At 43.5% G+C, this 21,752-nt stretch carries 16 protein-coding genes and 1 tRNA gene; 7 read left to right on the forward strand and 10 right to left on the reverse strand.

Features of this window, described 5'->3' with window-relative positions; genetic code table 11:
• Positions 1–9: 9 nt before the first annotated feature.
• Both ung and asnA read right to left on the reverse strand, forming a co-directional pair.
• Complete coding sequence (gene ung, locus BWI44_RS01245) at positions 10–672, reverse strand: uracil-DNA glycosylase (protein ID WP_021967653.1); 663 nt, start codon at positions 670–672, stop codon at positions 10–12.
• Between the two features lie 147 nt (positions 673–819).
• On the reverse strand, positions 820–1,857 hold the full coding sequence (asnA, locus tag BWI44_RS01250) for an aspartate--ammonia ligase (protein WP_007659981.1): 1,038 nt from the start codon (positions 1,855–1,857) through the stop codon (positions 820–822).
• A gap of 204 nt (positions 1,858–2,061) precedes the next feature.
• Here asnA and BWI44_RS01255 point away from each other — a divergent pair.
• Positions 2,062–2,134 (forward strand) — tRNA-Arg (locus tag BWI44_RS01255).
• A 56-nt stretch (positions 2,135–2,190) separates the two neighbouring features.
• Here BWI44_RS01255 and BWI44_RS01260 read toward each other — a convergent pair.
• Together BWI44_RS01260 and BWI44_RS01265 are read right to left on the reverse strand one after the other, a co-directional pair.
• Entirely contained in the window at positions 2,191–2,478 is a 288-nt protein-coding gene (locus BWI44_RS01260; RefSeq protein ID WP_022391624.1) for a UpxY family transcription antiterminator, read from the reverse strand.
• 11 nt (positions 2,479–2,489) lie between these two features.
• Positions 2,490–3,074 carry a hypothetical protein gene (locus BWI44_RS01265; protein WP_117706885.1) on the reverse strand — a complete coding sequence of 195 codons (585 nt, stop codon included), beginning with the start codon at positions 3,072–3,074 and terminating at the stop codon, positions 2,490–2,492.
• A gap of 149 nt (positions 3,075–3,223) precedes the next feature.
• Here BWI44_RS01265 and BWI44_RS01270 point away from each other — a divergent pair, with 149 nt between their 5' ends.
• A complete protein-coding gene (locus tag BWI44_RS01270) occupies positions 3,224–3,568 on the forward strand; it encodes a helix-turn-helix domain-containing protein (protein WP_007659966.1) in 345 nt (114 codons plus the stop codon).
• A 21-nt stretch (positions 3,569–3,589) separates the two neighbouring features.
• Here the strand turns inward: BWI44_RS01270 and BWI44_RS01275 are convergent, their stop codons facing one another.
• The 4 genes from BWI44_RS01275 to lysS form a co-directional block, all read right to left on the reverse strand.
• On the reverse strand, positions 3,590–4,336 hold the full coding sequence (locus BWI44_RS01275; RefSeq protein ID WP_195208360.1) for an inorganic diphosphatase: 747 nt from the start codon (positions 4,334–4,336) through the stop codon (positions 3,590–3,592).
• A 101-nt stretch (positions 4,337–4,437) separates the two neighbouring features.
• A complete protein-coding gene (locus tag BWI44_RS01280; protein ID WP_117706887.1) occupies positions 4,438–5,775 on the reverse strand; it encodes a glucose-6-phosphate isomerase in 1,338 nt (445 codons plus the stop codon).
• 109 nt (positions 5,776–5,884) lie between these two features.
• Entirely contained in the window at positions 5,885–6,880 is a 996-nt protein-coding gene (locus tag BWI44_RS01285) for an NAD(P)H-dependent glycerol-3-phosphate dehydrogenase (RefSeq protein ID WP_007210337.1), read from the reverse strand.
• Positions 6,881–6,981: 101 nt separating this feature from the next.
• The gene (gene lysS, locus BWI44_RS01290; RefSeq protein WP_138291901.1) at positions 6,982–8,712 is read right to left on the reverse strand and encodes a lysine--tRNA ligase; all 1,731 of its coding nucleotides are present in this window, start codon (positions 8,710–8,712) and stop codon (positions 6,982–6,984) included.
• Between the two features lie 223 nt (positions 8,713–8,935).
• On the opposite strand from lysS, the gene BWI44_RS01295 reads away from it, so the two are divergent.
• Together BWI44_RS01295 and BWI44_RS01300 are read left to right on the forward strand one after the other, a co-directional pair.
• Positions 8,936–10,288: an MATE family efflux transporter gene (locus BWI44_RS01295; RefSeq protein ID WP_195208477.1), complete on the forward strand. Its 1,353-nt coding sequence runs from the start codon at positions 8,936–8,938 to the stop codon at positions 10,286–10,288.
• Between the two features lie 125 nt (positions 10,289–10,413).
• Positions 10,414–11,040: a cytidylate kinase-like family protein gene (locus BWI44_RS01300; protein WP_007659959.1), complete on the forward strand. Its 627-nt coding sequence runs from the start codon at positions 10,414–10,416 to the stop codon at positions 11,038–11,040.
• A 193-nt stretch (positions 11,041–11,233) separates the two neighbouring features.
• On the opposite strand, the gene BWI44_RS01305 is transcribed toward BWI44_RS01300, so the two are convergent.
• Entirely contained in the window at positions 11,234–12,895 is a 1,662-nt protein-coding gene (locus BWI44_RS01305; protein ID WP_021967551.1) for a putative transporter, read from the reverse strand.
• A gap of 354 nt (positions 12,896–13,249) precedes the next feature.
• On the opposite strand from BWI44_RS01305, the gene mutA reads away from it, so the two are divergent.
• The 3 genes from mutA to BWI44_RS01320 all read left to right on the forward strand — a co-directional run bounded on the left by mutA (position 13,250) and on the right by BWI44_RS01320 (position 20,810).
• Positions 13,250–15,109, forward strand: coding sequence for a methylmalonyl-CoA mutase small subunit (mutA, locus tag BWI44_RS01310; RefSeq protein ID WP_195208359.1), 1,860 nt, complete (start codon positions 13,250–13,252; stop codon positions 15,107–15,109).
• Position 15,110: 1 nt separating this feature from the next.
• Positions 15,111–17,258 carry a methylmalonyl-CoA mutase gene (gene scpA / locus BWI44_RS01315; RefSeq protein WP_007659955.1) on the forward strand — a complete coding sequence of 716 codons (2,148 nt, stop codon included), beginning with the start codon at positions 15,111–15,113 and terminating at the stop codon, positions 17,256–17,258.
• 183 nt (positions 17,259–17,441) lie between these two features.
• Entirely contained in the window at positions 17,442–20,810 is a 3,369-nt protein-coding gene (locus tag BWI44_RS01320) for a glycosyl hydrolase family 28-related protein (RefSeq protein ID WP_195208358.1), read from the forward strand.
• Positions 20,811–21,166: 356 nt separating this feature from the next.
• Here the strand turns inward: BWI44_RS01320 and BWI44_RS01325 are convergent, their stop codons facing one another.
• Positions 21,167–21,604, reverse strand: coding sequence for a DUF6078 family protein (locus tag BWI44_RS01325; protein WP_130069860.1), 438 nt, complete (start codon positions 21,602–21,604; stop codon positions 21,167–21,169).
• Between the last annotated feature and the right edge of the window lie 148 nt (positions 21,605–21,752).

Genomic DNA, 21,752 nt, shown 5'->3' on the forward strand with positions numbered 1-21,752 from the left:
TATCCTTTCTTACCATGCAATTTCCTGTTCCCCATGTTCCTTTAAGTAAGCGTTTGCTCTGCTGAAATGTTTGTTTCCAAAGAAACCATTGTAAGCTGATAGAGGGGAGGGGTGTGCAGATGTCAGTACCAAGTGCTTGCTACGATCAATAAATGCGCCTTTACGTTGTGCATATGATCCCCAGAGAATAAAAACAAGGTGTTCCCGTTGTTCGGCAAGAGCACGTATGGCTGCATCAGTAAATGTTTCCCAGCCGCGATTTTGGTGAGAACCTGCCTGATGGGCACGAACGGTCAGTGTGGCATTCAAGAGCAGAACTCCCTGCTCGGCCCAGCGGGTCAGATTGCCTGTGTTGGGCGCATCGGTGCCAATATCATCCTTAATTTCTTTGAATATATTAATCAGCGAAGGGGGGAAACGAACCCCGTCATTGACGGAAAAACATAACCCGTGAGCCTGTCCGGGACCATGGTAAGGATCCTGGCCGATAATGACTACTTTCACTTTGTCGAATGGGCAAAGATTGAAAGCATTGAATATCAACTTTCCCGGAGGATATATCGGATACTGGCTATATTCTTCCCGTACAAAATTTGTTAGTGTGCGGAAATAGTCTTTTTCGAATTCCGGTTCCAAACGTATTTTCCAACTTTCTTCTATTTGAACATTCATAATTTTGTGTGTTAAAAGTTTCGGATGCTAAGATAGTATTTTTATCCGGTTTTGGTGACAGGACATTGTTTTTATTTCTTTGAGTGTATGATAAACAAAAAGGCAGAAATCAGAAGATCTCTGCCTTTTCCTGTTATTCAGGGGATATTAAATCAGATAGATATTATGTTCCTTACATTCTTGACGCATATCTTCCGGCCAGATACTGGCTTGAATTTCACCGATATGTGCTTTGCGGAGATAGAACATACAAAGGCGTGATTGCCCTATACCGCCACCTATGGACAGAGGTAATGTATCACTCATCAAGCGCTTGTGGAAGTAAAGTTCCAGACGTTTCTCTTCTCCTTCCTGTTTTAACTGGCGTTGCAAGGCTTCTTTGTCTACACGGATACCCATGGATGAGAGTTCAATACTGCGTTGGAGTACATCATCCCATAGCAAAAGGTCACCATTCAGTCCGGGGAGGCCATTCAGACCTTCTGAAGTATAGTCATCGTAGTCAGGGGCACGTCCGTCGTGCTTCTCTCCGTCACTTAACTTACAACCGATACCGATAATGAATACTGCACCATACTTTTTGGTAATAGCATGTTCGCGGCATTTGGGTTCCAGGTCCGGATAGAGTTGGCGCAATTCTTCAGCGTGAATGAAGTGTAGCTTTTGAGGCAGGCAAGGCTTGATTTCCGGATACATCTCATACACCATATATTCTGTGCGGATCATGGCGGCATAAATGCGGGTTACTATTTCTTTTAGGAAGTCCACATTCCGGTTCTCAGCAGTGATAACACGTTCCCAGTCCCATTGGTCTACATAGAGCGAATGTAAGTTTCCCAGTTCTTCATCTGAGCGTATGGCATTCATATCCGTATAGATGCCATATCCGGGTTCTATATTATAGTCTGCCAATGTCAGTCGTTTCCATTTGGCAAGTGAATGTACAACTTCAGCTTGTGCGTCTCCCAAATCTTTGATAGGGAATGATACAGCACGTTCCACTCCGTTCAGGTCATCATTGATACCCATTCCTTTTAATACAAAAAGCGGGGCGGTGACGCGACGCAAACGTAATTCCGATGAAAGGTTCAACTGAAAGAACTCTTTAATCTGTTTGATTCCTAATTCTGTTTGTTTTAAGTCCAATAAGGGTTTGTACCCTTCTGGTTTTATTAGATAACTCATAAGTGTATACTATGTTTTTGTCCGGCAAATATAGGTATAATATTTATATTTGCATCGGTTTTGGGTGAGTTTGTTATCAAATTGTTTCTTATTAACTGCTTGTTGCTCTCAAAATAACATTCTTATTTTGAAGTCTTTGCAGTAAAAAAAGATAAATCATTAGGAATATGCCCGGATTTTTTATACTTTTGCCCCCGCATTTAAGGCCTGGTAGCTTAGTGAATAGAGCGTCAGATTCCGGTTCTGAAGGTCGTGGGTTTGAGTCCCACCCGGGTCACTATATAAGAAAGAGGGGATACTTTAAATAGTATCCCCTCTTTCTTATATAACATGTTAATCTGCCATTTTTATCATTTCCAATGGAAGTATTGAGTATGCCACTTTAAGTGTCTTTACTTCCGAATCAGTGGCATAAATGAATATGCACCTGTTGATAGTTGGAATCTGTATTTTTCTTATCTTCTCCTTCCATTTATATTGTACATAAGTGGTAGGGAGATAGGTTATGATATCTTTATTATTCAGACTCTCCCTTATTTTTCTTTCTTTCCGGGGTGATGTTAGTACGATGTACCAGTTCCGCGTTTCGTTGAGATGTTCTTTTATGTCTTGAAGTGTCATGATTAGTAGGTTTACTTAATTATGAAATCGAAGGTTGTGAAGAATTGAGGTTTGTTAGCAATGGCTATAGGAAGAATTATGCTGACCGTTATCTTATTACCTTTTCGAATATCTTTTGGGTTATATATCTTTTTACTTTTTGTACCTTCTATCAGAATACTTGCCGTACAGGTTTCACTAATTTCACTATTACCGTTTATTATCTCTTTTGCGGGAGAAGATTCTGATACCGGGTAAAGTAGCAGTCCAGAGGCACGTCCGTTGATGATGAATTGTGCATTATTCCAATTGACTTGTGCAGTCTCAGATGAATTATTCCGGATAACTATTTTCCAGAAACTTTCATTAGGAATGAACTCATAGGTGAGATTTCCGTTTATACATTCCAGTTTACCTTGTTGGTTTTCATGCCATTTAAAGCTTATGCAACAGTCTTTGTCTACATATTGGGCTTGCATAGTGGCTGGTAAAGTCCAAAAAAGCAAAAGTAGGAAACTGTGCTGTTTTTTGTATTTGCGATAGTCATTGTATATCCATAGTAAAATTATCAAAATACAGATAGGAATGGCTATAAGTATAAGGATCAATAACGTCATAGCTGTTATATGTTTATATGATTTTGTGACAAAAGTATCAAAATATATCTGATTAAACAAACAATTTATGAATAAAATAGAATGTGTAAACAGATGAAATATTGTTTTTCGCCCTTTAGGTCTAAATTATAAATCGTACCTTCATTAAAATGGAAAAGCCCAATATATACATAGGTGAAATTATAAAAAATGTCATGGCTGAAAAGCAAGTGACAAAGGCGGAACTTGCAAGAAGACTGCAAGTTAAGCCTCAAAGTGTTGATTATATGTTGACACGAAAAAGCATTGATACAGATACTCTCTATAACGTATCAAAGGCTTTGGATTATGATTTTGCTCTGTTATATTCTATTAGTAAGGAACAGATAAATTGTGATAAAAAAGACGAAGCTTACAAAGTGCCGACTGCTAAGGTTCTGATAGAGTTGGAATTAAAGCCGGAGGAAATCATAAAATTAAACTTGAAGAAAAAAATAGCGGAGCTACTGAAATGATTTTCTTCTTTTCCAAAAATATCAAAGTGTCCGGTTTATTTGTCCGAATGCTTCATGTAATTTCTCCCAATTATCACAAAATGCCTGCATGGACGGGAATAGTACATTTGCTCCCGCATCTAATAATACTTGTCCATTGATAGGACCTGTGTTGACGGCTATAGTGAATATACCTGCGGCTACACCAGCTTGTACGCCCATAGGTGCATTTTCCACCACGATAGCTTCATTGGGTTTTACTCCCCCTTTCTGCAGAGCCATCAGATAGGGTTCCGGATGGGGCTTACCATATTTTACATCAAAGGCGGTTACCATCAATTCTCGGTGAAACATACCGGGGAAGTTGTGTGACAGCCGGTCTAACAATGAATGTTGCCCGGAGCCGGTAACTACCATAGGGACCAGTCCGTCTGCTTTTATTTTTTGCAGTACTTCCCATGCGCCGGGCATACGTTCCGGTTCAGGATTACTGTTGAACTCAGCACTCTTTTCTGCATATATGCTCTTTATCATTTCAGGGGTGGCATCTTTACCGTATTGCCGCTGATAAACGATATTTATGGTAGCAGCTCCGGTTCTCCCCTCATGTAGATAAGCTTCTTCACGGCTCAGATGGAGGCCATGGCGTTCCATAACCTTGTGCCAAGCATCGGCATGGTAAGGCATAGAGTTGAACAATACACCGTCCATATCAAAAAGGACAGATTTCAATTGAATTTGTGAGTACCCGCTGGATTGAAGATAACGGGCGATAGCTTCTTGAAACATAATACCTATTGTTTTATGGCTGCAAAGATACAATAAAAAAACGAGGTGCAAATGAGTTTAATCATTCACACCTCGTCTATCTGTGTTTAACTTATGCCTCTTTAGAGTCTTGCCTGGATAGCTTTTGACTCTTCTTCGTATCCCGGCTTATTCAGCAGAGCAAACATATTCTTCTTGTATGCTTCTACACCCGGTTGGTTAAATGGATTAACGCCCAGCAGATAACCGCTGATACCACAACCGATTTCAAAGAAATAAAGCAACTGACCGATGTTATATTCGTCCAGTTTCTCGATAATGATACGCATATTAGGCACACCACCGTCTACGTGAGCCAACTGAGTACCCAGTTCGGCCATCTTGTTTACTTCGTCCACACGCTTACCTGCCAGGAAGTTCAGGCCGTCCAGGTTTGCTTCATCAGAAGGTACTTCCAGTTTGTGGTCTACTTTCTCTACAGAGATTACAGTTTCAAAGATAGTGCGTTCGCCTTCCTGAATCCATTGTCCCATGGAGTGCAGGTCGGTAGAGAAGTCTACAGCAGCCGGGAAAATACCTTTATTTTCCTTACCTTCCGATTCTCCGTAAAGTTGTTTCCACCATTCGCTTACATAGTGCAGTTTCGGGCAGAAGTTCACAAGAATTTCAATCTTCTTGCCATTCTTGTACAACTCGTTACGAGTAGCGGCATATTGTGCAGCCAAGTTCTCTGCAAACGGAACATTTACTCCGCAAGCCTTTTCCATATCCGCAGCACCGGCAACTAATTTTTCGATGTCGAAGCCAGCTATTGCAATCGGCAATAAACCTACCGGAGTCAGTACGGAGAAACGTCCTCCTACGTTATCGGGGATAATGAATGATTTGTAGCCTTCTTTATCGGCTGTAATGCGGGCAGCGCCTTTCTTTGCATCCGTGATGGCAACGATTACTTTCTTAGCCATATCCTTACCGCGTTGGTTTTCGCATTGCTTTTTCAGCAGGCGGAAAGCAAGAGCAGTTTCGGTAGTAGTTCCTGATTTGGAGATATTGATGACACCGAATTTCTTGTCTTTCAGGAATTCGGTCAGTTCATACAAATAATCTTCGCTGATATTGTGTCCTGCATAGATCATGACAGGCGCATTTTTCTTTTCCTGTAACCAGGTGAAACTGTTTGATAAAGCCTCGATAACTGCACGTGCGCCGAGGTAGCTTCCGCCGATACCGGCAACGATTACTACATCGCAATTGTCGCGCATAACCTGTGCAGTAGCTTTCAGGTCGGCCAGATGCTCTTGACTGATAGATGAAGGGAGGTGCAACCAGCCCAGGAAGTCATTTCCTTTTCCGGTACCGTTTTCCAATGCTTCCTGCGCAGCCTTTACCTGAGCTTCGTAAGCAGCAACAGATGCTTTGGAGATAAATCCAAAAGTCTTTTCGATGTTCAAACTAATCATAATATTCTAGGTTTTAAAAGCCTCTCCTCTCATCCCTTTCCCATGGAAAAGGGGGAACTGAGTTGCTTTTGATTTAAAAGATGTTTATTGTATGTTGTTTATTATACTTCTATCTGAGCGAGTCAGTCAGCAACTTGATTTCTATCATGGGTGAAATGCGTTCGTACAAGATGTTATAGACAGCATCCAGTATCGGCATATTGACATGGTGATGTTTGTTGATTTCCTTGATACACTTTGTTCCGTAGTATCCTTCGGCAATCATCTCCATTTCTATCTGCGCACTTTTCACAGAGTATCCCTTACCGATCATTGTACCAAATGTACGGTTACGGCTGAAATTAGAATACCCTGTCACCAGCAAGTCACCTAAATAAACAGAATCATTCACGTTTCTGTTCAACGGATGTACCGTTTGCAGGAAACGATTCATTTCCTGTACGGCATTGGATATCAATACTGCCTGGAAATTATCACCATATTTCAGACCACTGCAAATACCTGCGGCAATGGCGTACACGTTTTTCAGTACAGAGCTGTATTCTATACCGGCTACGTCATTACTGACAGATGTTTTAATGAATGAACTGGCCAGACGACGGGCGATGGTACATGCTTTGTCTGTGTCCGGGCAGGCAATGGTGAGATAAGAGAGACGTTCCAGGGCTACTTCTTCCGCATGGCAGGGACCTGCCAATACAGCAATATTTTCAGGTGGAACGCCATATTCTTTTGTGAAGTACTCCGATACGATCAGATTGTCATCGGGTACGATTCCTTTAATAGCAGTGATGATGAATTTATCCCGTATCCGCGTTTTCAGTTTCTTTAAGTGGGCTTTGAGATATGGGGAAGGGGTGACAAATATCAGCGTATCAGACTCCTTCACCACATCGTTGATGTTTGAGGAGAAATTGATACGTTTCATGTCAAATTTGACGCCCGTCAGGTAGGCAGGGTTATGGCCCAGTCGTTTAAAATCAGTTATACGATCATCTCGTCGCATATACCAGTTAATCGACTCAGCCTGAGCAAGTACCATTTTTGCAATGGCTGTAGCCCAGCTTCCTCCGCCCATTATGGCTATCTTTCCGGGTAGTTTCATATCGAAATTAATAATTAATAATTAAAAATTAAAAGAGGGAAAGGAAAGTAAACTCCTTTCCCTCGTTCGATCTTTAATCTTCTTATTTAATTTTTAATTCTTTAATTCTTAATTTTTTCGATCCAGCCTTCTACGTCGTTTACAGACGGGTTGGTCAGTTCCAATTTGTATTTTTTGTTGATACCGCAAATGTCCTGATGCAACTTTTGCGGATTTACACCTTTCATGTCTTCTATTGTGTTGTAGCCGGCTTTCTGGATAACGGGTATCCAGTCTTCAGCAATACCCAGTTCCATATATTTGGCCGGAGCATCTTTCGGGGTAACCTTCTCGGGACGCATTTGCGGGAAGAATAGCACTTCCTGAATATATGACTTACCTGTCATCAGCATAGTAAGACGGTCGATACCGATACCGATACCAGATGTGGGAGGCATACCGAATTGCAGAGCACGCAAGAAGTCTTGGTCGATGAACATTGCTTCATCGTCACCCTTTTCGCTCAGGCGTAACTGATCTTTGAAACGCTCTTCCTGATCGATGGGATCATTCAACTCACTGTACGCATTGGCAAGTTCTTTACCATTCACCATCAATTCAAAACGTTCAGTCAGACCCGGTTTGCTGCGGTGCATCTTGGTCAACGGACTCATTTCAACAGGATAGTCAGTGATGAATGTTGGTTGGATGAAGGTTCCTTCACAGAATTCACCGAATATTTCATCTATTAGCTTACCCTTGCCCATGGTGTCATCAATCTCCATTTTCAGCTCTTTACAGATCTGGCGGATTTCTTCCTCACTCTTGTCATTGAGGTCGTAACCGGTTTTCTCCTTGATAGCATCCAGGATAGGCAAGCGGCGATATGGTGCCTTGAAACTGATAGTCTTACCGTCGATGGTAGTCTCTTCGCTGCCATTTACGGCAATGCAGATACGTTCCAGCAATTTTTCGGTAAAGCTCATCATCCAATTGTAATCCTTATATTGTACGTAAAGCTCCATACAGGTGAACTCCGGATTATGGTTCTTGTCCATACCTTCGTTACGGAAGTTCTTACCGATTTCATAAACACCCTCAAAACCACCTACAATCAGACGTTTCAGGTAAAGCTCGGTAGCGATACGCAGATACAGGTCAATATTCAGTGAGTTGTGGTGGGTAATGAACGGGCGGGCGCTTGCTCCACCTGCTATAGATTGCAGAATGGGAGTTTCCACTTCGGTATAGCCGGCTTCATCCAGTACGGCACGCATAGTCTTAATGACAGTGGCACGCTTTAAGAATGTATCTTTTACGCCGTCATTTACAATAAGGTCGACGTAACGTTGGCGATAACGCAGTTCAGGATCTTCAAAAGAGTCATAAGCTACACCGTCTTTGTATTTTACGATAGGCAGTGGCTTGATGGATTTTGCCAATACGGTCAACTTCTGGGCGTGGATACTGATTTCGCCCATCTGAGTACGGAAAACAAAACCTTCGATTCCAATGAAGTCGCCTAAGTCGAGCAGGCGTTTGAATACAGTATTGTAGAGTTCCTTGTCTTCTCCCGGACAGATATCGTCGCGAGTGATATACACCTGAATGCGACCTTTGGAGTCCTGCAATTCAACGAACGAAGCTTTACCCATCACCCGGCGCGTCATCATACGTCCGGCTACGGATACCTTGCGAGGTTCTGCGTCATCTTTAAATTCCGCTTTTATATCTGTAGAGAAAGCATTGGTTACATACTCTGCAGCGGGATAGGGGTCGATGCCCATCGCGCGAAGTTCATTCATACTATTACGTCGAATGATTTCCTGTTCACTTAGTTCTAATACATTCATTTCGTTGTACATTAACACAATTTGGGAGCAAAAATACGAAACATTTTTCATATAATGGCATGAAGAAGGGGAGAATTAGGAAAAGTTTAAAGTCAACGTGTACATTCTCAGTGGAGTGAATGAATTTCTCTTTGAAGTAGCGATAATCTCTTTGTTCTCCTTTTTTTGTTTGCTTATGGGAAAATCAGTACCTTTGTACCCTAAAATAGAGGAAATAGGTATTATGACAGGACAAAAGGCACCCACAGCGTTGGGAACAGAACAGATTGGAAAGCTACTGATGCAATATGCCGTACCGGCAATTATCGCTATGACGGCATCTTCTTTATATAATATGGTGGATAGCATTTTTATCGGTCACGGAGTAGGCACAATGGCTATTTCGGGATTGGCGCTAACTTTTCCCCTGATGAATCTTGCTGCTGCGTTTGGCTCGTTGGTAGGAGTTGGAGCTTCCACATTGGTTTCGGTTAAACTGGGACAAAAAGATTACGATACAGCCCAGCGTATTTTGGGTAATGTACTGGTGCTAAATATCGTGCTGGGATTGGCATTTACGGTTGTTACGATGATATTCCTCGATCCCATCCTTTACTTCTTTGGGGGTAGTGACGAAACAGTGAAGTACGCCCGCGAATACATGCAGATTATTTTGCTGGGCAATGTTGTCACTCATCTTTATCTTGGCTTAAATGCTGTTCTACGCTCTTCCGGACATCCGCAAAAGGCAATGTACGCCACTATCGCTACAGTAGCCATCAATACGATACTTGACCCTTTGTTTATTTACGGTTTCGGCTGGGGGATTCGTGGAGCTGCCATTGCTACTATCATAGCACAGGTTATTTCACTGTTGTGGCAATTCAAGATATTCAGCAACAAAGACGAACTGCTGCATTTCCATCGCGGCATATTCCGCCTGCGCCGTAAGATTGTGATGGATTCGCTTGCTATCGGTATGTCTCCTTTCCTGATGAATCTGGCAGCATGTTTTATTGTAATTGTCATTAATCAGGGGTTGAAGCGCTATGGCGGAGACTTGTCTATCGGTGCATTCGGTATTGTCAACCGCCTGGTATTTATATTCGTAATGATCGTGATGGGATTGAATCAGGGCATGCAGCCTATTGCCGGATATAACTTTGGTGCGCAGCAATATGCACGTGTTTCCCGGGTGCTGAAACTGACTATAATTTTTGCTACGGTTGTCACCACATCAGGTTTCCTGATGGGGATGATTATACCCGATCTGGTGGTTTCCATATTTACTTCTGACGAAGAATTGATAGCTATTTCGGCACGTGGACTGCGTATTGTAGTGATGTTCTTCCCGATAATCGGTTTCCAGATGGTGACGTCGAATTTCTTCCAGAGTATCGGGATGGCGAGCAAGGCTATCTTCTTGTCTCTTACCCGCCAGATGCTTTTCTTGCTTCCGGCACTGATAATTCTTCCCCATTTCTTCGGTGCGGCCGGTGTTTGGTATAGTATGCCGGTTTCCGATTTGCTTGCCAGTTTGGTGGCAATGGTGATGTTGGTTAGCCAGTTCCGTAAATTTAAAAGAGGCGAAGGATAGTGTGAAAAACATGCGGTTCGTGGTAAAGTTAGTTATAACCGGAAAATTAGTATAGATTATTTTTTTGTTTCTTTCCTATAAATCCTTACTTTTGCTATTAGTAAACCAATATTTAGATTGAAGCTATGAATAAGAAATTCGTTGTGAACATCGGTCGCCAATTGGGAAGTGGCGGAAAGGAGATAGGGGAGAAGTTGGCAGCCCGTTTGGGTATCGATTTCTATGACAAGGAGTTAATAACTCTGGCTTCCAAGGAGAGCGGTCTATGCCGTGAGTTCTTTGAGAAAGCCGATGAGCGTGCTTCGCAAGGGATTATCGGCGGACTCTTCGGCATGCGTTTCCCTTTTGTGGGAGATGGTGCTTTACCAACCCAGAATTGCCTCAGTAACGATGCACTTTTCAAGGTGCAGAGCGATGTAATCCGCCAGTTGGCAGCAGAGAAATCCTGCCTTTTTGTAGGCCGTTGTGCTGATTATATACTGCGTGATCATCCTCGTTGTGCCAATATCTTTATTTCCGCTTCGCATGAAGCACGCGTTGCCCGCTTGTGCGCTTCACATCATGTTTCAGAAGAAGAAGCCGAAAATATGATGAATAAGGCTGATAAAAAACGTTCGGAATATTATAACTATTATAGCTACAAGACCTGGGGAGCTGCGGCAACCTATCATCTGTGCATTGATTCTTCCGTGCTGGGGATTGAAAAGACTATCGATTTTATAGAAGATTTTGTGAAACTTAAAATAAAGTAAAACAGAACAATTTCTAACCCGGACCATACCTTCTCCGTATCAAGCCCGTACCAACTCCATACCAAGTCTAAGTGTATAGACATGGAGCAAGTACGGAGAAAATACGGTTTTGGTAATATGAAGGGGAAAAACAGAACAAAAAAAAGAGAGACTACAATTGCGTAATCTCTCTTTTCTTTTATATCATCTGACATTACATCATTGTCAGCAATATCATCTGGCCTGCCAGAATACGCAGGAACATTGTCAGCGGATAAACAGTAGAGTAACCTACTGCCGGAGCATCATTGCCGGATGCCTGGTTAGCATAAGCTAATGCAGGAGGGTCTGTGTTACTACCGGCAATTAATCCCATCAGGGTGAAGTAATTTACTTTGCAGTAGAAGCGGGCAATCATACCGATAATCAGCAAAGGAATAACAGTGATCAGGAAACCATAGCCTACATACAGCAAACCGGAGCCTTCTACCACTGTTTCTACAAAGTGAGCGCCGGCTTCGATACCTACGCTGGCAAGGAAGAGTACGATACCGATTTCACGTAGCATCAGGTTGGCACTCATAGTTGTATAAGTCACCAGTTTCAGCTTATGACCGAAGCGACCGATGAGAATAGCTACTACCAGCGGACCACCTGCCAGACCGAGCTTGACTGGAGTGGGTATGCCCGGAAAAGCGATAGGAAGACTACCCAGCAAGATACCCAGGAAGATACCCACGAAGATAGTCACAATATTAGGCGTATCCAGACGTTTCAGTTGATTACCCAGTACTCCTGCAACACGCTCTACGGCATCTTGCTGGCCAACGACCATTACACGGTCACCTACTTGTAGTATCAGGTTCGGATCAGCAAACAAGTCCATACCGGAACGATTGATACGGGTTACGTTTACTCCGTACATACTACGGAAATGGAGGCTGCCTAATTTTTTGCCATTGATTTCGGATTTTGTCACCAATATACGGCGTGAAACCATCGGCATGTCTTGTTTTTCCCAGTCTACCTGAATTTCTTTACCGATGAAAGCGGTTACTGCTTCAGCGTCTTCTTCGGAACATACAATAAATACCTGGTCGCCGATATGGAATTCAGTGTCTTGGTTAGGGATGCTGACGTGTCCCTCGTGACGGATGCGTGAGCATACAAAAGGACGTCCCATAAACTCCTTGATCTGGATGAGCTTTTTCCCGTCGATAGATTCGTTGCGGACTTCCAGATGTAACATGTGGGGCATATGTTTCATGTCAGAAGTCTGAACGGCCAGTTCATCTTCTTCTTTTTTCAGGTTCACCCGGCAGATGTAGCGGACGGCAATGATAGAACCGATGATGCCGACAACACCAAGGGGGTAAGCGCAAGCATATCCCAGTGCGATAGGATCACCTGTGTAGCTTAACTGATTCAAGGCTTCCTGTGCGGCACCCAAACCCGGAGTATTGGTGACAGCACCATATAGGATACCTACCATCATGGGAAGGTCGATTCCCCCGTCGATGAAATAAATACCCAGAGCTACTGCTATATTCAGTACCACAATGCCTACTGCAAGCATGTTCAGGGTCATTCCACCTTTTTTAAAAGAAGAAAAGAATGACGGTCCTACTTGCAGACCGATACAGAATACAAATAAAATTAACCCGAATTCGCGGATAAAGTGCAAAATGTGTGTCTCACCCGTAAAACCGAAATGTCCCATCAGAATACCAGTGAAAAGCACAAATGTGACACCTAGTGATATCCCGAAAATTTTAATCTTACCCAAAAGCACGCCGACAGATATTACGAATGCATACAAGCATACAATATGGGCGACGGAGGCAGGGTCCCATAACAAACTCTCTAACCAATCCATAGTTACTTTTGTTTATCTTTTTTATTAGCTTATTGAATTTTCGCGCAAAGGTAGGCATTAAAAGGGAGGTGGCAAAGGGTTTGCTGGAGTTTTTCTTTTGGAATATAGGTAAAGGTGTCAGAGGCTAATTGGGTAGTATGCAAGGATATTAGTTTATACTCTAAAATGTAAAGTGTACTTTGCAATCATGTATATACATACGAAAATCATACTTGCAGAATGTCATTTCTCCATGCGAATTTTACTTAAAAGACCTTGTATTATTAAGTTATTGAGTATATTTGCGAATCCTATTCTAGACAAATAGGTAAATGAAGAGATTACTTATTATCTTTATTAATTATAAAATAAACTATGGCAGACAGTAAAGAAAAACTCTTCTCGGACTTTGCTCCCACCACCACCGAACAGTGGATGGAGAAAGTAACAGCTGACCTGAAAGGCGCTGATTTTGAGAAGAAACTCGTTTGGAAAACAAACGAAGGATTCAAGGTAAAACCTTTCTACCGCATGGAAGACCTCGAAGAATTGAAAACGACGAATGCACTTCCCGGTGAATTCCCTTATCTCAGAGGTACCAAGAAAGACAACAACGAGTGGCTTGTTCGCCAGGAAATTAAAGTGGAATGCCCTAAGGAAGCCAATGCGAAAGCACTGGACATCCTGAATAAAGGTATCGATTCACTGGCTTTCCGTGTAAAGGCAAAAGAACTCAATGCCGAATACATCGAGACTTTGCTTGAGGGAATCTGCGCTGAGTGTGTAGAACTGAACTTCTATACTTGTCAGGGACACGTGGTAGCACTTGCAGAGCTTTTGGTGGCTTACTTCCAGAAGAAAGGTTATGACTTGGCAAAGTTGCAGGGTTCCATTGGTTACGATTTCTTCGACAAGATGCTGGCAAAAGGCAAAGAAAAGGGTGATATGGTGCAAACAGCCAAAGCTCTGATTGAAGCAACTACTGCTCTGCCGAAATACCGTGTACTGAATGTGACAGCTTTGACGCTGAACAATGCCGGAGCATACATTTCCCAGGAACTGGGCTATGCTCTTGCTTGGGGTAATGAATATATGAATCAACTGACAGAAGCAGGAGTTCCTGCTGCTCTTGTTGCCAAGAAGATTAAATTCAACTTTGGTATCAGCTCTAATTACTTCCTTGAGATTGCTAAGTTCCGTGCTGCCCGTATGTTGTGGGCAAACATCGTAGCTTCTTATGATGCCGATGCTCAATGTGCTGCCAAAATGCACATACATGCTGAGACTTCTACGTTCAACCTTACTTTATTTGATGCTCATGTAAACCTGTTGCGTACGCAGACAGAGGCTATGAGTGCTGCACTGGCAGGTGTGGATTCAATGACAGTAACTCCGTTCGATAAGACTTACGATGCTCCGAATGAATTTTCGGAACGTATGGCCCGCAACCAGCAATTGTTGCTGAAAGAGGAGTCTCACTTCGATAAGGTGATTGACCCTGCTGCCGGTTCTTACTATATTGAAAATCTGACTGTGTCCATTGCTAAACAAGCTTGGGAACTTTTCCTGGCTGTTGAAGAGGAAGGTGGCTTTTATGCTGCTGTAAAAGCAGGTACGGTGCAGGCAGCTGTGAACGAAAGTAACAAGGCTCGTCATAAAGCTGTTGCTCAACGTCGCGAAGTGTTGCTGGGTACGAATCAGTTCCCGAACTTTAATGAGAAGGCAGGCGAGAAGAAACCATTGGAAGCTACTTGCTGCTGTGGTGGTCATGATACTTGTGAAAAAGATGTGGCTACACTCAACTTTGACCGTGCTGCCAGTGAATTCGAAGCATTACGCCTCGAAACAGAAGCTTCAGGCAAGCGTCCGAAAGCCTTTATGCTGACTATCGGTAATCTGGCTATGCGTCAGGCACGTGCTCAGTACTCTTGTAACTTCCTGGCTTGTGCCGGATATGAGGTTGTTGATAACCTGGGCTTCCCGACTGTAGAAGCTGGTGTGGAAGCTGCGATGGCTGCTAAGGCTGATATCGTGGTACTTTGTTCCAGTGATGATGAATATGCAGAATACGCTGTTCCGGCTTTCAAGGTTCTGAATGGTCGTGCTATGTTTATCGTAGCCGGTGCTCCTGCTAATATGGACGAGCTGAAAGCTGCCGGTATCGAGAACTTCATCCATGTTCGTGTCAACGTACTGGAAACATTAAAGGAATACAACGCTAAACTTTTGAAGTAAGATGAGAAAAGATTTTAAAAACTTAGATATATATGCCGCATTCAAGCCCGCTAACGGTGCTGAGTGGCAAAAGGCTAACGGCATCCATGCTGATTGGAAAACGCCGGAACACATTGAAGTGAAGCCTGTTTATACAAAAGAAGACCTGGAAGGCATGGAACATTTGGGCTATGCTGCCGGTCTGCCTCCTTATCTGCGTGGCCCGTACTCAGTGATGTACACACTACGCCCCTGGACAATCCGTCAGTATGCCGGATTCTCTACAGCTGAAGAATCAAATGCATTCTACCGTCGTAATCTGGCTTCCGGACAGAAAGGTTTGTCTGTAGCCTTCGACTTGGCTACACACCGCGGCTACGACCCTGACCATGAACGTGTGGTAGGTGATGTGGGCAAGGCCGGTGTATCTATCTGCTCACTGGAGAATATGAAGGTTCTTTTTGACGGTATTCCTTTGAACAAGATGTCTGTGTCCATGACTATGAATGGTGCTGTCCTTCCAATTCTGGCATTCTATATCAATGCTGGTCTGGAACAAGGTGCTAAATTGGAAGAAATGGCAGGTACTATCCAGAACGACATTCTGAAAGAATTCATGGTGCGTAATACCTATATTTATCCGCCTGCATTCTCCATGAAGATCATATCCGATATTTTCGAATATACTTCTCAGAAGATGCCGAAGTTCAACTCTATCTCTATCTCCGGTTACCACATGCAGGAAGCGGGAGCTACGGCAGACATTGAGTTGGCTTATACGTTGGCCGACGGTCTTGAATACCTTCGTGCCGGTGTTGCCGCAGGCATAGATATCGATGCTTTTGCTCCGCGTTTGTCTTTCTTCTGGGCTATCGGTACCAATCACTTCATGGAAATTGCCAAGATGCGTGCGGCTCGTATGCTTTGGGCAAAGATCGTTAAACAGTTCAATCCGAAGAATCCGAAATCACTGGCTTTGCGTACACACTCCCAGACTTCCGGTTGGTCGTTGACTGAACAGGATCCGTTCAATAATGTAGGCCGTACTTGTATCGAGGCTATGGCTGCTGCTTTGGGACATACCCAGTCTCTGCATACCAATGCTCTTGATGAGGCTATCGCATTGCCGACAGACTTCTCTGCCCGTATTGCCCGTAATACTCAGATTTATATCCAGGAAGAAACTTATATCTGTAAGAACGTTGACCCATGGGGAGGTTCTTATTATGTAGAGTCTCTGACAAACGAACTGGCTCACAAGGCTTGGGAGCTTATTCAGGAAGTAGAAAAACTGGGTGGTATGGCAAAGGCTATCGAAACTGGTATTCCTAAGATGCGTATCGAAGAAGCTGCTGCGCGTACACAGGCTCGTATCGACTCCGGTTCTCAGACTATCGTTGGTGTGAATAAATATCGTCTGGAGAAAGAAGCTCCGATTGATATCCTCGAAATCGACAATACGGCTGTTCGTCTGGAACAGATTGAAAACCTGAAACGCTTGAAAGAAGGAAGAAACGAGGCTGAAGTACAGAAAGCATTGGAAGCTATTACCAAATGCGTGGAAACCAAGGAAGGCAATTTACTGGAACTGGCAGTAGAAGCTGCCCGTGTTCGCGCTACATTGGGAGAAATCTCTTATGCTTGTGAAAAAATTGTAGGACGTTATAAAGCAGTAATCAGAACTATATCAGGCGTGTATTCATCAGAAAGTAAGAATGACAGCGACTTCAAGCGTGCTTGCGAATTGGCCGAGAAGTTTGCGAAGAAAGAGGGACGTCAGCCCCGTATTATGGTTGCCAAAATGGGTCAGGACGGTCACGACCGTGGCGCTAAAGTAGTTGCGACCGGATATGCCGACTGTGGTTTCGACGTGGATATGGGACCGTTGTTCCAGACGCCTGCCGAAGCTGCCCGCGAAGCTGTTGAAAACGACGTTCATGTAGTGGGCGTATCTTCATTGGCTGCCGGACACAAGACGTTGGTTCCGCAGATCATTGACGAACTGAAGAAGCTGGGCCGTGAGGATATCATCGTAATTGCAGGTGGAGTGATTCCTGCACAGGACTATGATTTCTTGTATAAAGCCGGTGTGGCTGCTATTTTTGGTCCCGGAACTCCGGTTGCCAAAGCTGCTTGTCAGATTCTGGAAATCTTGATGGACGAAGAATAAATCTTTATTCATATAATTTTAGAGAGGCAGGGTGTTGTATTAATATCCTGCCTCTCGCATTTTAAGTATATAGAGATAAAATTAGTTGGTTTTTAATGTCATATTAATCTTTTCTTTAATCACTCCGGTGGATATTTGCGACATCATTTCTTTGATATCCGTAATCTAATTAATTGATGTAGCATGAAAAAATTATTACTTCTTTTTATCTCAGCTTTATTAGCTGTAAGTGTGCAGGCACAATCGAGTGATAAGCCTGGTAACTGGAAACTGATTGTGTCGGATGAATATCCGGCGGATGACGTCGGTGTGGCAACGTATGACGTTGTAGCTGACTTTGGAGCAGATCCTACCGGAGTGAAAGACTCGTGGAGTATTTTCCAAACAGCACTTAATAAACTCGGTGAGAACAGGCGTGGCGGTGTGCTTTTTGTTCCTGCCGGCCGTTATCGTATTACCGGAAAACTTTATATTCCTACAGGTGTGACGCTGCGTGGCGAATGGAAACGGCCGACCAAAGGAGTAGCCATACAGGGAACCATTCTGATGGTAGACAATGCCGGGGGAGATGAACTTGAGTCGAAATCTTTCATTACCATGGAGCCTTCCACTGCCTTGACCTATCTTTCCATTTGGTACCCACACCAGAATCCGGATCATATAAAGCCCTATCCGCCGACAGTGCTTTATGGCCGTGATGGTGTGTGGGGTAATGAATATTGTAATGTCCGTCATGTAACATTGGTGAATTCTTACAGCGGCATTATCCTTTCCAGAAAGAACGGTGGCGGTTGCCCTAATATCTATGATGTATATGGAACCCCACTGAGCCGTGGTATTGAGATTGATAACATAGCTGACGTCGGTCGTTTTGAGCAGATATACTTTTCTCCTGATTATTGGGCAGGTTCAGGGCTTGAAGGGGCACCGAAAGCAGGTTCCGCTTTCACAGATTGGATCTATCAAAATGGGGTAGGTATAACAATGCGTCGTAATGACTGGTCTTACACCTGTTTCGTCGATGTCGAAGGATATAATTGTGGTTTTAAGACCGGAAATAGCATGTCCGGTGACGGCAATCCGAACGGTCATAATTACAGCTTTCATCTGAAAGACTGCCAGACTGGTATTCATGTTGATGGTAGTTCTTCCTCCGGCATTATGTTTACTCGCGTAGAGATGGAGAATTGTGAAAATGGTATCGTTGTATCTTCTGCCGACGGACCTGTTCAGCTTTACGGATGTGAAATATCCGCTCGTGAGAATGCTGTACTTATGGAATCCGGTTCTTCTTCTCGCTTGATGATGGAGCAATGTACTGTAAAAAGGGGAGCGGTGAATAGTATGTCAGGTGATTTTGTCGCTTCGGATTGTGACTTCAATAATACTACTCCGCAAGTTTTCATAGGTTCGGATGCACGTTGCATTCTTAAGGGTAACCGCTTCGCAAAGAAAGCAGATGTTCAAAACAATTCGCTGTTTGAATGTCATATAGATCACACAGCTCTGACAGAGAGGAGCAAGCTGCCGGAATTTCCTGACTTGCGTGTGCCTGAAACAAAACCTGCCCGTGTGGTGCTTTATAATGTCCTCGATTTCGGTATTGAACCTTTCGTTGTGCCTTTCAATTCTTCTACGAATACGCAGAGTATCCAAAATGCGATCCGCAATGGCCTTAACAGTGCGAAGGATGCTACTGCAGCTATACAAAGTGCCCTGGATAAAGCCAAAGCTGATGGGGGTGGTATTGTCTATCTTCCCGGCGGGCGGTATAAGATGCTCGGGACTCTTACTGTGCCTACCGGAGTAGAACTACGTGGTGCAGCCGATTTCGGGAGTATTCCCCGTGGGCACGGAACCATTTTTGAGGTATATGCCGGTAAAGGACAGCCTTCTGGAGAATCATTCTTGAAACTTGAAGCCGGTAGTGGTGTTCGTGGAATATCCATTAATTATCCTGAACAACTCTCTTCCATGTTGCCTGCGATGGCACAGTATCCGTACACCATTCAGGGGAAGGGGAAAGATATCTATATTGTCAACGTCGGCATACGTGCAGCTTGGAACGGACTGGATTTGTTCAGTAACAAGTGCGATAACCACTATGTGGACTATCTGGCAGGACATGCTTTCAAGAATGTGATTCGTATAGGCGGAGGTTCGCAAGGCGGTATGGTTAATAACATGCAGTTCAATACCATTGTCTATGCTTGTGGTGCTGAAACAAAATTTGGATCTTGGTCTAATAATGCCGATGCTGATAATGGCAAGGCATACGATCAGAATATGAAGGAACTTCGTTTTATTACGGTGGAAGACTGTACGGATGAGATTCTTTACAATGATTTCCATTACGGAGGATACGAGGGGATTGTGTTCGATAAGTCCGGTGCAGGCAGGGCTGCTTCTGGAAAGGCACTTGGGCTTGGTATAGACGGTTCGATGAATTCTGCCATGTTCAATGCGCTGGGCAGTGCAGGTTTTCCGCTGGTGAATACGCAGTTAGTTGCCCTTGAAGCAAAGAGTACTGCTTTTCCTGATACCCGTTACATTACTTTGGGTGAAACATTTACAGGAAATGCTGAGTTTTATGGCATAGACCTTTGGGGAGGACCCAAACATTCGACTGTTATTAATAATGGGAACTTGGTATTGAATCTGGCCAATTTTTCGACTACCGGTAACGTTTATCATTTCTATTTGCCTAAATCAACCGGAAAGGCCAGGATGCACAATGCAGTAGTAAATATGAAGTCTGACGCCAGTATTGCTAATTCAAGTCATGAGAAGCAGGCATTTGTCGGTGCCAGTGTCCTCGACGTAGAATCGTGGAGGATTAAGTTGATGGGTGAATGGGATTGCAATCTCACGCTTACCCCCGTTTTTGAGGCTACCGATGCCTTGTTGAGCCGTACTAAGTGGAGTATTACCGCCAATGTGAACAATGGAAACGCCCGTAATGCCATTGACAATAATGTATCCACGCGATGGGATACAGGACAGTCACAAAAAGCTGGTCAGATGGTTACTGTGAATATGAATGCAGCCAATAAGCTGAACAGAATAATTTTGGATTCTTCAAAAAGTCCCGGTGACGGTCCTGCCGGTTACGAACTGTATGTGAAGAATGGCGCTAACGCTGACTGGAAACTTGTAGCCGAAGGGAAAAACGGTACTTCCGTCCTGATTATCGGTTTCCCGGAAGAGACAGCAACACATTTCAAAATTATCCAGACCGGGACGAAGGGCGGGTATTGGTCTATCCACGAGCTCTATGCGGCATTGGTGGACGATACTCCTACAAGTATATCACCTGAGGTCATAGAATCAGCCGGAGAGATTTATTATTATGACGGTCGGTTGGCTTGGAGTGGATTGAAGAGCGATGTAGACAATCAAGTTGAAATCATTGATTTGTCGGGACGACGCATATTATCACAGCAAGTGAATACTAATTCCTTGCAATTATCCGGCATGCAAGGCGGATTCTATATTGTGGTGGCCAGTGATGGCACGAATGTGTTGCGGAAGAAACTGTTCTTTAAAGAATAAAGCCTTGACCGGGGTATGATTTTGCGTTTGGTTGATGAGAATTATAAATTGTTTGTTTTTAGTATTTGTGTTGATTCTCAATGTATTGCATTTACCAAATGTTTTTCTGATAATGTAAAAGCATTTACCGCAGTATGTAACGACTTTTACCGCTTATTGTAACGGCTTTTACTTCGGTATGTAACGACCTTTACCTCGGCGTGTAAATGAAGTTACCGTGTGGGGTGAAGGTTGTTACCATGAAATGAAAGCAGCCGTGTCCTCGTAAGGTGAAATTCATTCACCTGCCGAGGCACGGCTGTTTGTTTGTAAGATATGACTGGTCGTCCGTTGTATGGTAGATAGCGGAAACCTTGTTACCAGCTATATTCTTCTACATAGCTATCGAAATACTCTTCCTGTTGCAAACCCAACTTCTTGGCCAGTGCCATCACTTTTTGTTGTTCGGAAGGCGACAACAAGGTTTCTCCTTTCCGTTTCTGATAATATTTTCTGATTCCCCACGTGCCTATCAGCCCGTAGCGGAATGTTCCTGATGCACTGACAGCCAGTGCTTCCGTGGTGCGGACAAAACCTTTGGCATAGCGCACTTTCTGGTTGGAACGGTAATATTCGCACTTCCCTGTCCTGGCTTCAATCGTTTTCGGATTCAGTGTAGGCGGAAAAGTTACACTTGCCGGTGTATGAGTGTATGCAATCCGGCGTAGGCAAGTGTCGGCATGAGGGCAATCTGCCGTTGCGCACAGACCAAAGTTATGGGGAACTCTTGAATAATCGAATGATTCTTTTTCCATTGTGTTTTCAATTTAATGATTGTGCGGCAAAGGTACGATATATATTACGGATTGAGGCAGATTATAGAATGATATTCTGTGATATTATGATTTGTTTTTATAAAGTATCTTTGACTGAAATATCCGGATTATCTTTTATAAATAAAAA

The sequence above is a fragment of the Bacteroides sp. Phil13 genome (assembly GCF_001940965.1).
Classification (GTDB): Bacteria; Bacteroidota; Bacteroidia; order Bacteroidales; family Bacteroidaceae; genus Bacteroides; species Bacteroides intestinalis.